The 15,014-nt window shown below is 56.6% G+C and carries 17 protein-coding genes and 1 tRNA gene; 6 read left to right on the top strand and 12 right to left on the bottom strand.

Translation table 11 applies throughout. The features are described 5' to 3' along the window. The first annotated feature begins 11 nt into the window (after positions 1 to 11). Together H6866_06490 and H6866_06485 are read left to right on the top strand one after the other, a co-directional pair. Complete coding sequence (locus H6866_06490; protein ID USO07080.1) at positions 12 to 593, top strand: DedA family protein; 582 nt, start codon at positions 12 to 14, stop codon at positions 591 to 593. Positions 594 to 705: 112 nt separating this feature from the next. Continuing rightward, a complete protein-coding gene (locus H6866_06485; protein ID USO07079.1) occupies positions 706 to 873 on the top strand; it encodes a hypothetical protein in 168 nt (55 codons plus the stop codon). 54 nt (positions 874 to 927) lie between these two features. Here the strand turns inward: H6866_06485 and H6866_06480 are convergent, their stop codons facing one another. From H6866_06480 to H6866_06445, 8 genes are all read right to left on the bottom strand, one after another. Further along, positions 928 to 2,127, bottom strand: a complete 1,200-nt coding sequence (locus tag H6866_06480) for an NAD-binding protein (protein ID USO07078.1) — start codon at positions 2,125 to 2,127, stop codon at positions 928 to 930. A gap of 599 nt (positions 2,128 to 2,726) precedes the next feature. Further along, complete coding sequence (locus tag H6866_06475; protein USO07077.1) at positions 2,727 to 4,091, bottom strand: sensor histidine kinase N-terminal domain-containing protein; 1,365 nt, start codon at positions 4,089 to 4,091, stop codon at positions 2,727 to 2,729. Then, entirely contained in the window at positions 4,088 to 4,747 is a 660-nt protein-coding gene (locus H6866_06470) for a response regulator transcription factor (protein ID USO07076.1), read from the bottom strand. The genes H6866_06475 and H6866_06470 overlap by 4 nt, the downstream gene beginning before the upstream one ends. A gap of 27 nt (positions 4,748 to 4,774) precedes the next feature. Then, positions 4,775 to 5,452 carry a hypothetical protein gene (locus H6866_06465; protein ID USO07075.1) on the bottom strand — a complete coding sequence of 226 codons (678 nt, stop codon included), beginning with the start codon at positions 5,450 to 5,452 and terminating at the stop codon, positions 4,775 to 4,777. A gap of 31 nt (positions 5,453 to 5,483) precedes the next feature. Then, a complete protein-coding gene (locus H6866_06460; protein ID USO07074.1) occupies positions 5,484 to 6,239 on the bottom strand; it encodes an SDR family NAD(P)-dependent oxidoreductase in 756 nt (251 codons plus the stop codon). Then, the gene (locus H6866_06455; protein USO07073.1) at positions 6,229 to 6,903 is read right to left on the bottom strand and encodes an iron-containing redox enzyme family protein; all 675 of its coding nucleotides are present in this window, start codon (positions 6,901 to 6,903) and stop codon (positions 6,229 to 6,231) included. The genes H6866_06460 and H6866_06455 overlap by 11 nt, the downstream gene beginning before the upstream one ends. Continuing rightward, positions 6,878 to 8,281 carry an AMP-binding protein gene (locus H6866_06450; protein ID USO07072.1) on the bottom strand — a complete coding sequence of 468 codons (1,404 nt, stop codon included), beginning with the start codon at positions 8,279 to 8,281 and terminating at the stop codon, positions 6,878 to 6,880. Before H6866_06450 ends, H6866_06455 begins: the two co-directional genes overlap by 26 nt. Further along, entirely contained in the window at positions 8,278 to 8,997 is a 720-nt protein-coding gene (locus tag H6866_06445; GenBank protein ID USO07071.1) for a thermostable hemolysin, read from the bottom strand. The genes H6866_06450 and H6866_06445 overlap by 4 nt, the downstream gene beginning before the upstream one ends. 148 nt (positions 8,998 to 9,145) lie before the next feature. On the opposite strand from H6866_06445, the gene H6866_06440 reads away from it, so the two are divergent. From H6866_06440 to H6866_06430, 3 genes are all read left to right on the top strand, one after another. Further along, a complete protein-coding gene (locus H6866_06440) occupies positions 9,146 to 9,787 on the top strand; it encodes a porin family protein (protein ID USO07070.1) in 642 nt (213 codons plus the stop codon). Positions 9,788 to 10,070: 283 nt separating this feature from the next. Then, positions 10,071 to 10,838 carry a peptidoglycan-binding protein gene (locus H6866_06435; protein ID USO07069.1) on the top strand — a complete coding sequence of 256 codons (768 nt, stop codon included), beginning with the start codon at positions 10,071 to 10,073 and terminating at the stop codon, positions 10,836 to 10,838. 10 nt (positions 10,839 to 10,848) lie between these two features. After that, on the top strand, positions 10,849 to 11,121 hold the full coding sequence (locus H6866_06430; protein ID USO07068.1) for a hypothetical protein: 273 nt from the start codon (positions 10,849 to 10,851) through the stop codon (positions 11,119 to 11,121). A 70-nt stretch (positions 11,122 to 11,191) separates the two neighbouring features. Here H6866_06430 and H6866_06425 read toward each other — a convergent pair. The 4 genes from H6866_06425 to H6866_06410 form a co-directional block, all read right to left on the bottom strand. Beyond that, positions 11,192 to 11,267 (bottom strand) — tRNA-Trp (locus H6866_06425). Between the two features lie 77 nt (positions 11,268 to 11,344). Then, entirely contained in the window at positions 11,345 to 12,391 is a 1,047-nt protein-coding gene (locus H6866_06420; GenBank protein USO07067.1) for a hypothetical protein, read from the bottom strand. An 84-nt stretch (positions 12,392 to 12,475) separates the two neighbouring features. Continuing rightward, complete coding sequence (tuf, locus tag H6866_06415; GenBank protein USO07066.1) at positions 12,476 to 13,666, bottom strand: elongation factor Tu; 1,191 nt, start codon at positions 13,664 to 13,666, stop codon at positions 12,476 to 12,478. A 152-nt stretch (positions 13,667 to 13,818) separates the two neighbouring features. After that, entirely contained in the window at positions 13,819 to 14,490 is a 672-nt protein-coding gene (locus H6866_06410) for a hypothetical protein (GenBank protein USO07065.1), read from the bottom strand. 290 nt (positions 14,491 to 14,780) lie between these two features. Between H6866_06410 and H6866_06405 the strand changes: the two genes are divergently transcribed. After that, complete coding sequence (locus H6866_06405; GenBank protein ID USO08615.1) at positions 14,781 to 14,993, top strand: cold-shock protein; 213 nt, start codon at positions 14,781 to 14,783, stop codon at positions 14,991 to 14,993. The last annotated feature ends 21 nt before the right edge of the window (positions 14,994 to 15,014 follow it).

The raw sequence follows: 15,014 nt of genomic DNA, 5'->3' as shown, positions 1-15,014 counted from the left end.
CTTCTTTTATTATGTTCGAATCCCTGCGTCAGGCCGTCATCCGCGAAGCAGACAAGCCGCGCGCCACACGCGCGCTTTTCGTCGTGGCCTTCATGGAAAGCAGTTTTTTCCCGATCCCGCCCGATGCGCTGTTGGCGCCCATGGTGCTGCGCCGCCCGCATGAATGGCTGAAGCTGGCCGCGATCTGCACGCTGGGCAGCATATTGGGCGGTATCCTCGGTTATGCGATCGGATATTTCCTGATGGACTCGGTCGCGGGCTGGGTGATCGACGGGTACCATCTGCGTGCCGGGGTCGATAAATTCCAAGCCCTGTTCGCCGAATACGGCGCGGCGATCATCCTGCTTAAGGGGTTGACGCCGATCCCGTACAAACTTGTGACCATCGCCAGCGGCGCGGCGCATTATCCGCTGGGCACGTTCATCGTCCTGTCGGCGATCACGCGCGGGGCGCGATTCCTTCTGGTGGCTGGCGGGTTGCGCGCGATCAAGGACGAATGGCGCGCACATATCGAAAAGCATCTGGTGTGGTGGATGCTCGGTATTCTGGCCATCGCTCTGGCCGCTGCCGCGCTGGCGCTGAAGATGATGTAGATAAAACTTAACATCTTATTGAATTTAAATAATTTTTTTCTTCAGCTTGGCTTCAGCTTCCTGTGCCAGAATGATAATGTAACGCGACCACATTCAAACGAAGGATTCGTTCATGGCCATTTCAGCACTCACATCACTGCCCGCGACCATTCCGGCGGCACAGAAATCACAACAGGCCGCGCCAGCGCGTGCGCCCGATCATGACGGCGATGCGGATGATCGCGCAGGCGCGGTCGATACCGACCGCGATGCGGGCGGACGTGTCGACATCAAAGCCTGATATACCGTCCATACGCCTGTTTCAAAAAACCCCGCCAAGGCGGGGTTTTTCCTTTTAAGTGTCGAATTGCAGCAGGCGGTCGATCAGATGTTCGCCCTGAAGCTTTTCACCGCTCAACGCCATGGCCAGTAGCTCACCGCCCAGAATCGTCGGCGAGATCACCAGATCCGGGTGCACCAGTTTGACCCGCGCCATATTGCGCGCATCGTTGACGACCGCCACGGTCTTGACCGAACCGCCCAGTTCCTTGGCCGCCAGCACGACGAACACATTGGTGGAATCGTCGTCGCACAAGGCCAGAATGGCCTTCGCGTCCTTGCCGTTCGCGCGGGCCAGCACGTCCGTGTCGGTAGCATCGCCGACAATCAATTCCGTTTCCTCGATCGGGTGCTCGGGCTGGGTGTTGACGATGAACAACACCTTGTTTCCACGTTCCAAGAGTTTTTTCGCACTGTTGAGCGCAAGCGCGCTTTGGCTGACGATAATGTAGTGATTGGTGTATTTCATGCTTCCTCCTTGGGGGTGCAGCAAACGGTCGAGCTTCCGGCTGATCAACGGGATGAGCAGCGTACTGAGCGATGTGGCGAATACGGTGATTCCGATAATGATGACGGACACGACGAACAATCGCGTTTCAGGCGTGACCGGCACGATGTCGCCGTAACCCACGGTGGACATGGTGACGATCGAAAAATACAGGGCCGTCGTCAGGTCGCTGATGGGCGGCGCAAACTCCGTGCCCATGATATACGCGCCCATGACCGAATACACGATCAACATCAGGAAGCTGGTCAGCGCAAACAGACTGGCGGCAGCAACACTGCTGCGCTGGAACGATCTGTGCGCCAGAATCAGGCCGGTCAGCAAGGCCGCATTGTAATAGGCAAGCCCCGGCAATTGCACCGGACCCGCCAGCAGATAGCCGGCAAGATCGACGACGATGACCATCGCAGAAATGATCCAGGCCAGGCGCGAGCGCAGCAACAGGCCGATCGACATGGCGGCAAGGAAAACGCCGGCGATGACGCGCGGCGCGCCATCGACAAAATCAAGCAGCACCGCCATGGACAAGGACATGACCCCCTGCAGACTGAAACCGCCCGCCAAGACCTTTTCCGCCAAAGGACGCAATTCAAGCAGGCTTAAAAACAGGACCGCCAAAAACAACGGCAGATGCGGAAACCATAAATGAAGACGCAGACGCCGGTTCAGGGCCGTCAGCAGACGTGACACGGATCTGTCGGATGCGGTCATGGAAAGATGTCTTTCGCGCTCCACCGCGCTGGCCACGCGGTTTCAATGGTGTCCCTTAAAAACGTACAGGGCAACGGGAACGAACCTCGCAACCTACGGTTTCAAGGCATTCCCGAATGCGAAATCAGGCATAAACCAGAAAGCGCGACTATACAAGATGATAATAATTACAGGTGGTTAGCTGTTGTCGAGGGCACCCTAGCAAGCCAAAAAGCCGGTGCACGAACCCCGTTTAAAGAGCGCACTGATAACCGCCGGGCGTTGATGGCCCGCGACCGCTTCGGATGCCCTCGACAACCAAGAACTATGCTTTGATGTTGACGCGGCCACCGCGATCATTATCGCGACCGACATCCACGCCGCCGATTTCATCGCCGTCGTGATCGTTACCGCCCTGCGCAGACTGCAGAAGCTGCTGTGGCTGTCCGTTTGGCTGCGGCCTTGCCAAGTATTGCAAGGCGGACTGGGTCTGTAATGCACCTATAGACATAAAGAGAACTCCTTTCTTTGTAATAAAACGCCTCTTCCTAAGGCGTGGAATCAGTGTGCCCGGCAAGGCTGAAGCCTTCCTGAAGATATTGACCGTTTTTCTTTCAGATTCAGGCGGATTTGAAAAGAATCTCGACACGCAGGCCGGTCGGCGCGACATCCTTAAGCGTGATTTCGGCACCGTGCATGTCGGCAATCCATTTCACCATCGCAAGTCCAAGACCACTGCCCTGCGAACCAGATTTGTCGATACGGTAAAACCGCTCGAACACGCTTTCTTTGTAAGCATCCGGAATGCCGGGACCGGTATCCTCGACTGCCAATAAAATTCCATTATCCGCACCGCGAAGGGAAAGCGTGAGCGTGCCGCCATCGGGTGTAAATTTCGAGGCGTTTTCGAGCAGGTTGCGCAAAAGAACGGCTATCGCCTCGCTGTTGCCGTCAAGCATGGACGCGGTCTTGATATCCAGCACGAGCATCTGGCGTTTTGCATCCGTAACCGGGCGCATTTCTTCCGCCGCACGCGCGACAAGAGCGGCGAGATCAAACGTGTTGACGTTCCGATCCTGGTTTTGCAACCGCGCGAAGGAGAGGAGCCCTTCGACAAGCCGCGTGGAACGATTGACCGACGCCAGAAGATTTTCAAGACCTTCACGGCTTTCTTCGTTCATATCCCGCTGGCGCAGCAGCACCTGCACCTGCGTTTTCATCGCGGCCAAAGGCGTGCGCAATTCATGGGCGGCGTTGTCGGTGAAGGCTCTTTCCTGCCGTAACGTCTGGTCCACGCGGCCAAAAAGGCGATTGAGCGCCCTGATCAGAGAAGCGATTTCCTGCGGCACCTGATCAGGATGGATAGGCGTAAGATCGCCCGCATCGCGCCGGTCCACCGCATGGGAAAGATGCACCAACGGCTTCAGGCTCCGCGTCGTTCCGAACCAGATCAGAACAAAAATACTGGGCAGGAAAAACACCGAAGGAACGAACATACTGCCTAGAATCTGCAGGATCAGTTCGGTGCGGATGTCCAGTTTTTCTGCCGCGACCACGACGATGCCGTCCGCTTCGTCCACGAAGGTGAAAAAACGCCAACGGACGTTACCGACTTTCTGATTTGAATACCCTGCGGGCGGACGGATATTGCCGAATCCGTTCGCCCCTTCAGACATCGTGACCGGCCGTCCGTTTTTCCATACGGTAAAGGCGATGTTTTTTTCGTAGTGATGGAAAACAGTGTCCGGCGTTTCACCCAGTTCAATGCCGACTTCGTCGCTTTCGTCCATTTCGTGCGCGGTAAGCTGATAGAGCACCTTGGCTGCCTGCGCGAGCTCGGCGTCATAAACCTCGCCGATTTCATGGTAGGTGAAGACGAAGGAAATAGCCGCGACGATCAGGCTTGCGACGGCGACCGGTACGATGACAAGCTTGAGTATCCGGAAGCGCAGCGAATAGAGGCTGGAAGAGGCCGTGGTCTTCATGGCTCGATCACGTATCCGACGCCGCGGATGGTTTTGATGAAATCACGACCGAGCTTCCGTCGCAGAGCCGAGATATGCACCTCGACCGTGTTGCTTTCAACTTTCTCGGCATTGTCCCAATCGTAAATGTGGCCTTCGATCTGGGTCTTGCTAATGACCTTGCCGATATTACTCATAACGATTTCAAGAACGGCCAGTTCCCGCCCCGAAAGAGGGACGGTCCTTCCTGCCTTGAGAACGCTGCGAGCACCGACATCAAAACGGATGTCACCGTATTCGATATAGGGGGCCGCCCTTCCCTGCGAACGCCGGATCAGCGCGGCGATACGCGCCAGAAGCTCGTCGAGGTCGAAAGGTTTTACGAGGTAATCGTCGGCCCCCGTGTTGAGTCCTTCGATCCGGTGGGAGACGCCGTCCCGCGCGGTCAGCATAAGAACCGGCTTCATGTCGCCCGCCGCACGCATGCTACGCACAAGATCGAGGCCGGATTTTTTGGGCAGGTTGATATCGGAAACGACAAGGTCGTAAGGCGTGGTCGCCATCGCGTCCTCCGCATCTTCGGCGTTTCTGACCCAATCCACGGCATAGGCCATCTTCAGGCCCATGACCGTGGCTTTCCCCAGCATTTCGTCGTCTTCAATCAGCAAAAGGCGCATGATGTCTTTTATAAAAGGTCCGGCGCGTCAGTTAAAGCCGCTTGTAACGCCATTTTTGGCGACAATGCCCAGATCGGCCTCGATCTCCTTGCGACGTCCTGCATCCGCTACCGCGCGACCTTCACGCGGCGGCGCGGAAAGGGCTTTTTGCAAAGGCGCCACCGCTTCCTTGTATTTTTTCTGTTTCACAAGATAGTCCCCATAAAAGTAATTCTGATCGATACCATCGGGGTTGATGGCCAGCGCCGCTCGCAGCTCCGTTTCCGCTTTTTTGTCGTCGCCGAAGGCAACGGGCCAGCCTGGCACCTGATAATACAAAGAACCAAGACTTGTATGCGCGGACCCATCAAGCGCGCGGTCGTCGATTTGCAACGCCTGCTCGAACAGCGTCTTGGCGTCCTTGACCTTGCCAAGAGCGGAAATTCCGCCCTCCATGCCCGCATCGGTGGCAAGAATAATGCCTTCCCAGATTTTGGGCTCGGCACGATTCGGCCATCGGGCGGCGATTTGCGCGGCTCTATCACCCAACGCCGCCATGTCGCTTTTCTGAAGTTTTTTATCCGCGACTTCGTATTTGATATGCGCCCATTCGTTTTGCAACCCAGAAACGTCCTGCATAACCGGATCGACCGCAACTTCCTGCGCCATGGCCGGCGCACCTAAAAGGCATGCCGCAAATAAAAGGGCATAGGGTTTCGTATTCATGATGCTTTCTCCTTGTCTTTAATGGATGAATTCAGGCGCGCATTTCGTGCAAGACGCTGTTGGCGATGTCGCGCTGCGACACCAGTGCCTTGTCGATGACCGCAGGCGCAATCGCGTTGATGCGGGCAAAAAGTTTTTCAGGAAAGCCTATGGTCAGGCATTTACGGTCCGACTGAATGGCTTCAAGAACGATCGTGGCCACTTTTTCCGGTGAATCGTTCACGGTTTTCGTGCGCGCGTGCAGCGTGGCGATCGCCCCGCCATTGAGTCCCGTTTTAACCGCGCGGGGCGCAATGTGGGTGACCGTTATGCCACGGCCCGCATATTCGCGGCGAAGGGCTTCCGAAAAGGCCTTCATTCCCGCCTTTGTCGCCGAGTACGTCGTAAAATGCGGAAAAGGGATGGAGCCAAAGACAGAACCGATATTAACGATTTGCCCCCGCCCCCGCGCCAGCATGCCCGGCAGGACTGCCTGCGCCAGGCGGATGGGGGTTTGCAGATTGACACGCAGCATCGCCTCCAGATTTCCGGCGGGCTGGTCTTGCGTGTGCCCGAAATACATGAGCCCCGCGAGATTGATGAGGATATCGGTTTTGCCGTCCTTGAGTTCGGCACACAATTCCTCAACCGCCGCTCCGTTTGAAAGGTCGCATACGCGGGTTGACGGGCCCTCGCCTCGATCGACCACGGTCACGCTGGCTTCGGCTTCGGTCAGCTTTTGGGCCAGAACACGGCCAATGCCACCCTGCCCGCCCGTCAGAACGACGTTTTTACCTTTAAGCTGCATGACGTGTTTCCCGTTTGCTTTGCGGCAACGCGCGGAAAATACCGGCGAAAAGCTGGAAGGCATTTTGCGCGACTTCGATGATCGCGGCCTGATCGTCTGGATCCGTGATTCCGTTCATCGTTTCTTCGAAAAAGGCCATGTGCTTGATGTCCAAAGAGCCGTGCGAATATAGATAGGTAAACGCATTGTTCGGGAGGTTAAGCGCCTTTTTCACGCTGTCCGCCCCTTTACTGGCGATCTCGGTGCTGGTGCTTTCAAGCATGAAGACCATGCCGAAAAATCCGACCGGGTTTTTGCGTGCGATGTAATCGTAATTATAGGCGACCATCGCCTGCGTGGCGATTTGGGGGGCGGATTTACGAACGGCTTCCCTGTCGCCGCCACAAGCCGCGATATCATTCAAAATCCATTCCTCGTGACCGATTTCCTCTTCCAGATATTCCACGATCGACTTGTGCATCCAGTTCTTTTCATCCGGCAGGTTCGTACCCATGCTCATCAAAAGCGGTACGGTATGGCGCACGTGATGATAGGCCTGCGCCAGGTAGGCCGCGTAGGTTTCACGGTCGATGCGACCCTGAAGCGCGTCGGCCAGTTGCGGTACGCCGTAAAGTGCCGCGCGGTACACTTCCGTTTCCTTAACCAGTCTTTGATAGAAACTCATTCTCGCTCTCCTTTACTATGATGGATTGGTAACGTGAAAGAATATTGGTGCGGCGCGGACGCCCCGTACCTGTAAGCGTGCCGTCAGCCACGGTGAATGGCGGCACGGCTGTAAATCCGTCAATGCGCGCATAAGCCGGCAGGCGGGCATTGGCGCGCGCAACCGCCGCCGGCACATCGGCATCGGGCCTTGCCGACACGATCAACGCATAAAGCGCGGGAAGCCCATCGCCGTATACAATCGCCTGTGCGATTTCCGGTTGCGCCAGAAGTTCGCTTTCCGACCATTCTGGGGCAACGTTGCGTCCATGCGAGGTGATCAGGACGTTCTTTTTGCGACCGTCGATGTAAAGCGTGCCACCTTCTCCAAAGCGTCCAAGATCTCCCGTGGCGAAGTTTTTTTGCGGCGCGTCCGCATCACCGAGATACCCTAAAAATGCTGGGTCACGGATTACGATCTCGCCGCCTTCGATTATGGCCGTTACATGCGGCAGCAGTGTGCCGACACTGCCCGCGCGGTCGTTCCCGGGTGTATTGAGGCTGACGACGGAGGCGCATTCGCTCAAACCATACCCTTCATAGGCGGGAAGACCCGCGGCGCGCGCGGCGACGATAAGGTCTTGCGCAATTTTCGACCCACCAACAGCGACAAAGCGAAGGAACGGCAAGGATCGCGGTGCCGCCCGCAATGTCGCCACGATTCCGCGCAGCAACTCCGGGACCAGAATCATCGTTGCAATATCGCGTTCGGCCAGCACATCCAGAAGTCTGGAAAAATCGGGCCTGAAAGGATTACTCATGCCGACCGTTTCCGGCGCCTCCACATAAAGTGCGGCGCCCGCAAGAATCCCCGCATAAACACCCGCGACGTTTTCAAGAAGGATAGACAATGGCATAACGCAAAGATGATTGCCGACGCCGATAGGCCCAACCATCTGCATAATGGATCGCGCCACCTGCTCCATTCCTTTTTCCGAAAGGCAAACACCTTTCGGCATCCCCGTCGTGCCGGACGTAAACGTGATCTTGGCCGTGCCTTCGGGCAGCGGCACGGCATGTTTTCCCGTTGGTTTCAACCCTTGGGCATCCAGCACATGATCAATTCCCGCAGCGGCAATGACGTAATCGACCTGATCCTTCGTAAAGAAGGGCGGCAGCGGCACGCAGACAATCCCGGCTTCGAGCGCCGCAAGATCCCAGAGCACCCACTCGACACCGTTGCCCAGATACAGGCCGAGGACACGTACGCGCGAAGCGGCCAGATGCGCGACCCGCGCCATTACTTCCGATACCAGCGCACGCGACGTATAGGCGCAACCCGCCCCAGCCAGCGCCAGCGCGTTCGCCTGCTGTTTGAGAGCACTTACAATCAGGCTCATGCCTGCACCCTGTGGTGCAGCCTTGTGTATAGCGTTTGCGACGCGTCCTTGTAGCTCATGCCGAGCGCGTCCTGAAGATGCCGCACGCTTTCATCAAGCGTACCGGCCAGAACCCTGGGGCTCGTTTCGTAATACGATCCCCATTTACGGCGTTCCTCCGCTTCCAGCGCCGAAGGGTCGGCCTCGCATAACACGGCAGGCTGCAAACCCATTTTGTGCAGGCGCCGGGTCAGCACGTCCGTACCCGTGATCACGGCGTGACGCACCCCGCGCGCGTTAAGAAACATCGAAAGCGCCGCGAACAAAAACAGCGAAGCGCCCTGCCCGCCCGAGGCAAGATTACCAATCTCGGCGACCTCGCCTCGTGCAACGGCATGACCGATGCGGGCTTCGAGAAGGCTTTCGACCGGCGCGCCGGTATAGCGTTCGAGAAAAAGCGGTTCCGTCTCAGCCATCCTGAATCCGCAGGCTGCCAGAATATAACCGTTTGCATCGCGGACACTCATCAGCGTCGGGTAGGTTACCGCGATATCCGCGCCGTAAGTCCTTTTGTAAACATCCGCGATAAATCCCTCGACGGCTTTGCGGGCAGGCGCGAAGCGAGAGCAGATATCGATGACCGAAGGATTAAGCGCCGCGAGACGCCCGGCAAGCCGCGCATCCAGACAAAGCTGTGCCGGCGCGCTTTCATGTTCCTGCATTGGGATAATCAGCATGTGAACGAATCCGCTTGTTGAACCTGTTCTCAGCATCAACGATCAAACTGAAGACGGCCTGAAGGCCCGCTTCAGCTTCGCTTCAGCGACGCGCGTCACAAAGAGGGCGGGATTTAAAACCTTTCAACCGTTTTCAAGGAGATTTTCAATGAGGTTCCTGAGTTTTACCGCCGCCGCATTGCTGGCCGTTCTGCCTTACGCCAGCATCGCCCACGCGGCCGATTCCTTCTATGTCGGCGCCAAGGGCGATATCGCCAACCCTTCCAATTCGAGCGTCAGCGGATCTTCCACCGGCAAAGTGAAATACGGATTCAGCAGCGGCGCAGGTATTGTGGGCGGCTGGCAACCCGAGGCCCTGAGCAGCGATACGGGCGACGTACGCTTTGAGGGGGAGGCCAGTTATCACGCCATGAAACTGAAGAATGTCCTGGCCAACACGAACCCGAGCGGCGACCTCAAGGCCATCGCGCTTATGGGCAATGCGTATTATGATTTTAATACAGGAACCGGTTTCAAACCCTATGTGGGGGCAGGTGTCGGACAAGGATTTGTGAAATTCCCGAAGGGCCAGGGTCTGGGCAACAGCGATTCGACCCAAAACGTTTTCGCCTATCAGGCCATGGCTGGCGTATCGTACACGCCAGAATCCATGCCTCAGACAGACTGGTCGCTCGGATATAAGTACATGGGCTTTGAAAAGCCGTCCTTTTCGGACGGCGCGGGCGGACATGTGAAGCTTGGCTCGCTGCATGAAAACGCGATCGAAGCAGGCATGCGTTACCACTTCTAAAGCGCACACGGCCACTGCCGGAGGCGGATGGAGGCAAGTTCCATCCGCCTTTTTCTTGCAAGCGGAGAGGAGTAAGCGATAGGGGAAGCGGCGTGCCGGGAGTGTTCTTAATTCTCCCCATGACGGGATGGGCGCCACATCAGAAAAATGGCAGGGGTTGCAGTCTTCCGATAACTGTTCTCGTGAAAGCGCCTTGACATCACGATAATAATATAGGATTATATTCATATTAAACACCACAGGTGCATCCGCGCCGTGGTGTTTTTTTGTCCGGAAAGAACCCATGAAAATTGAAATAAAACACCCTTTTGCCGCCAACAGCCCTGCGGATGAAATCGATGTGCGGCAAATCAAAAAAGCCCTTAACCGGCTGGGCTACTACAAACCATATGAAAAAACTGGAATCACGGGCATCCCGGATGCAGCTATCTTCAAAGCCCTTGAAGCCTTTCAGAAAGATCAAGGCCTCAAAGTGACCGGAACCATGAAGCCTGATGACGAAACCTCCAGAGCTTTAAGTAATGAAGCTGCCAAAACACCTGAGGGTGAATATATCTGGAGAACCGTTGGCGATGATAAAGTTCGTGCCAGCCATGCGGAACTGGATAAAACCAGACGCTCATGGGCGGATAACCCGGACCCCGGAGATGACTTCAATTGCCGCTGCTGGGCTGAGCCGGTTTCCACGGATGAGATTGACGACCCTCCTATAAGACCCGTTTATCCTGAACTGTTGCTGTTGCCATCATTACGTATTGGAAAAATAGCGCTTGGCCCAGTCATCCGTGTTTTGACCAAAATATTCCGTAGAGCGCCCAAATCAAACGGCAAGACTACAGACCATGGATCCATACGCAGCAAGCAAAGGAACATCTCTCAAAAGGACATCGATGACGCTATAGAAAGCGCGCAAAAATCAGGAAACGTAACAACCAAAACCGGCAAATACGGTACACTGCAGAAAGTCTATAAAGGTTCAAACGGTGTGGTTGTTGTGCTAGAAACCCAAGGACGGAATGCAGGTAAAGTCATTACCGTTTGGCGCAAATAAGGATTAAGCCATGACCACACAAACAAATGAGAATATCAATAACCTGCTTCAGGAAGCCGACATAGAAGGCCTGATCACCGCCGGAGCTCCCGCCGATGAGTACGATTCAGAAGCCGCAGCTATTTCACTGGCATTAAGAGAAATGGATAACGGTCAAATCAATGCAGACTCTATTACAGCTGTTATTGCAGCGATATGGGCAAAAAGTTTTCATCTGGATGAAAACGGCATTCATGCGCGTCTTCCGGCTATAAAAATTCTGGCGGAACGTATCACACGCTAGATTTAGTAAGATTGAAAAAACCGTCTTTACGGCGTTGGTTTCTCCGACCTTGATGGTATGGAAGACTAAATGGCAGGGGCAGAAGGGTTCGAACCCTCGACCTACGGTTTTGGAGACCGTCGCTCTACCAGCTGAGCTATACCCCTATTGTCCCAAGGACGGGCTTTGTTATAGGGAGTCTGATGGATTTTTCCAATCGAAAAATCGCGGGACGGCGGGGCTTTTATACCGTCAGGCTGCGGCGCAGGGCGTTGAGCGTGCTGTCCACGGCGAACGCACCGTTACGTTTTACGGCGGCGGCAACCGCGTTTTTACGCATCTGCTTGGGTGCGGCCTTCAGCACGTCATGCAGGGCATCCATTTCCGGGCGCGATTTGGAATGGGTCACTGGCACCGCCCGGCATCCTTCATATCCGTTCATTTCAAGCCAATTATTGGCAAAATCGAGAAAGCCGTTCAGGCGCTTGGCCAGAAAGGCGTCGATCACCTCGTGTACGCCGGCCTGGGTCAGTCCAGCACGATCCGGATATTTCTTGAGGTTGACAGGCCGGTGCCTGAGATAATCCTCAAGCCCGTAGATTTTCTTGACCTCGCCTTCCAGTTCCAGAATATCGCGTTTGTGCCCGGCCATCGAGATGCTGATACCGATATCCTTGGCACGCTCGTATTCGATGACGAACATCTGGCCCCAACGTTCGAACAGGATCGGAATGGTGATTTTCTGGCGGAAGGTTTCGGTCATCACGCCCGCGAAGCGCGATTGCCGCCCGTTGAAATCCGCCACCAGCTTTTTGCCGTATTTTCCCGGTACTTCGTGAAAAGGAACCAGCCCCGGCAAATCCTGTTTGATCTTGATTTCCATGCGGCGCAGAACGTGCGACCTCTTGCGCATCGGGCTTGCGATCTTGACCATGGTGAGCAGGTTCTCGACGCGGATCTCGGTATCAGCCGGGTGCCCCAGCGCGACGGTCTGAAACGTGCGGTAACGCTTGGCCCGGTCCTCGGCATTCAGCGGCGTCATGATTTTTTGTCCGTCGGCGCCGGTAATATAATGATCCTGAAAATTGTCGCGCCATTCGGCAAGTCTTTCGGCGCAATACGCGCTCCAAAGCGCATCAAGCGCCTGATAAGGCTGACCGGCGAACCCTTCGGGAAAAGTCAACGCGACCTTGACCTCGTTTTCCTCGTTGAAGGAAATGCGCACGTCGCCGCACACGGCGTGATGGAATTCGCGCGCGGCGGGCGGGGCGCTGTGGCGTGATTTGGGCATAGCCCTTTGTCTAGCGCAGCGCGTTTATTTTATGCAAATAAAAAAGCCGGGCGCGCAGCCCGGCTTTTTTACGTTCGGATGTCCTTAAGCGATGATTTTACCGACGACGCCGGCGCCGACCGTACGGCCGCCTTCGCGGATCGCGAAGCGAAGGCCTTCGGCCATGGCGATCGGGGCAATCAGCTCAACCGTGATCGTCACGTTGTCACCAGGCATCACCATCTCGGTCCCGCCGGGCAGCTCCACCGTACCCGTCACGTCCGTCGTGCGGAAGTAAAACTGCGGGCGGTACTTGTTGAAGAACGGCGTGTGGCGGCCACCCTCCTCTTTCGAGAGAATGTACGTCTCGGCCGTGAACTTCGTGTGCGGCGTGATCGATCCCGGCGCGCACAGAACCTGACCGCGCTCAACGTCTTCACGCTTCGTGCCGCGCAGCAGCGCACCGATGTTGTCACCAGCCTCGCCCTGATCCAGCAGCTTCCTAAACATCTCGACGCCCGTCAGAACCGTCTTCTGCGTCGGGCGCAGACCCACGATCTCCAGTTCGTCGCCGACCTTGCAGATACCTTGCTCCACACGGCCCGTCACCACCGTACCCCGGCCCGAAATCGAGAACACGTCCTCGACAGGCATCAGGAACGGCTTGTCCTTCGGACGCGCCGGCGTCGGGATGTATTCATCCACCGCCGCCATCAGCTTCAGAACCGCTTCCTTGCCCAGTTCAGGCTGCTTGTCTTCCAGCGCGCACACGGCCGAGCCGCGCACGATCGGAATCTTGTCGCCCGGGAAGTTGTACTTCGAAAGCAGCTCGCGCACTTCCATCTCAACCAGGTCAACCAGTTCCGGATCGTCCACCATGTCGCATTTGTTCAAAAACACCACAATCGCAGGAACGCCAACCTGACGCGCCAGCAAAATGTGTTCGCGCGTCTGCGGCATCGGGCCGTCCGCCGCCGACACAACCAAAATCGCGCCGTCCATCTGCGCCGCGCCCGTGATCATGTTCTTCACGTAGTCCGCGTGGCCAGGGCAGTCCACGTGCGCGTAGTGACGGTTCTGCGTCTGGTATTCAACGTGCGACGTCGAAATCGTGATCCCGCGCGCCTTCTCCTCCGGCGCCTTGTCAATATTGTCGTACGACGTGTACGTCGCTCCGCCCGTCTCCGCCAGAACCTTCGTGATCGCCGCCGTCAGCGACGTCTTACCATGGTCCACGTGGCCAATCGTTCCAATGTTTACGTGCGGCTTGTCGCGGGTGAATTTTTCCTTGGACATTGATTACTCCGTTTTCGCGTTGTTCGTTTTATGTTCGTTTATTCGCTGCCGTCATAAGCCAACCGCGCGAGCGCAATGATTAAAAATCGAGCCGTAATATAAGGGCCGGGGCACAAAACGCAAGCCAAGAATTCACGTTTTGCGGGCGACGTCTACAGACCGCTTGGCATTATGGGGCGCGCGGCCCGATCGAGCAGCCGACCTGCCGTGCGGCGCAGCCACGCGGCGACGACCTGGCCGTTTTCTTCCTGCTCCATTTGTTTGATCGCGCGAAGCAGCAAGTTGGGATGGTCGGTCGTGACCTTGATCTGTGGTTCGACCAGCGGCAAATGCCGGATTTGCAATACACAGCCCGGATCGTAGGATGAATGGGTCCAGTAATAGATATCGGCCGCCTTCGCCCGATCGCTCAACCCTTCAAGGCTGGCAAGCGCCGCGACGCGGGCGGACAGGTCGCGCGCCGATTGGTGAAGATGCGTATCGCACAGCGCCAGTGGCGCCCATGCGCTGACCAGCCTGACGTGATAGCCCGCCCCCTGAAGCCGGTCGATCAGCGCAAAGGTGGCGGCGGCATCCTGTAAATCCTGAATCATCAGGGACGAGCCCCGGTCAATGCCACGCTCCAGCAAAAGCGCATGTTGGTCCAGATCGCGGATTTCCAGCGTGGCCGCGCGCGCGTGTTCGGGCAGGCGTGCCGCGATGGCCCCGGCGATCCGGTCGTGCCCTGCGCCGGGCGCGCCGTGGAAAACCCAGGCTTTCAGATCTTGCGCGGTGGTATGTCCTGAACGGGCGCCGTGCAGGACGGACAGGGGGCTTTTTGTCATAGTCCGGAATATCGTTCAGCCCAGCCATTCTGTCAAGCGCCGGACAAGTGCGCCGGGATGCCGCGCCCCCTGCCGTCCCAACATATCTTGACCGGCGGACGGGAGTGTGATTGATTTATCCCGATTTACGGGGGTCGTGAGACCCGTCGTTCGCTATTGCCTTTGTTTTTCAATCGTAAAAACGCTGGGCCATGGTGGATGCGAGTTCGGTTACGCCTATCGGTACCAAAGCTTCCCCGAATGTCCGGCCACCGGGCCCGATTGCCCGGCATTTAACCAATGAGGAAACAATGGCTACTGGTAGTGTAAAATGGTTCAACAACGACAAAGGTTACGGCTTCATCATCCCCGATGAAGGTGGTGCCGATATTTTCGTGCACATCTCGGCTGTTGAGCGTGCCGGCTGGCGTACGCTGGCCGAAGGACAAAAACTGTCCTACGAGCTGCAGGCCAATCCGAAAAACGGCAAAATGTCGGCCGTGAATCTCGGCGCTTCGGAATAAGCGCGCGATACGCACGGAATT

The organism is Rhodospirillales bacterium, assembly GCA_023898805.1.
In the GTDB taxonomy this organism is placed as follows: Bacteria; Pseudomonadota; Alphaproteobacteria; order Micavibrionales; family UBA1664; genus UBA6145.
The sequence above is the reverse complement of the archived record's forward strand: the minus strand, read 5'-3'. Positions and strand labels throughout refer to the sequence as shown.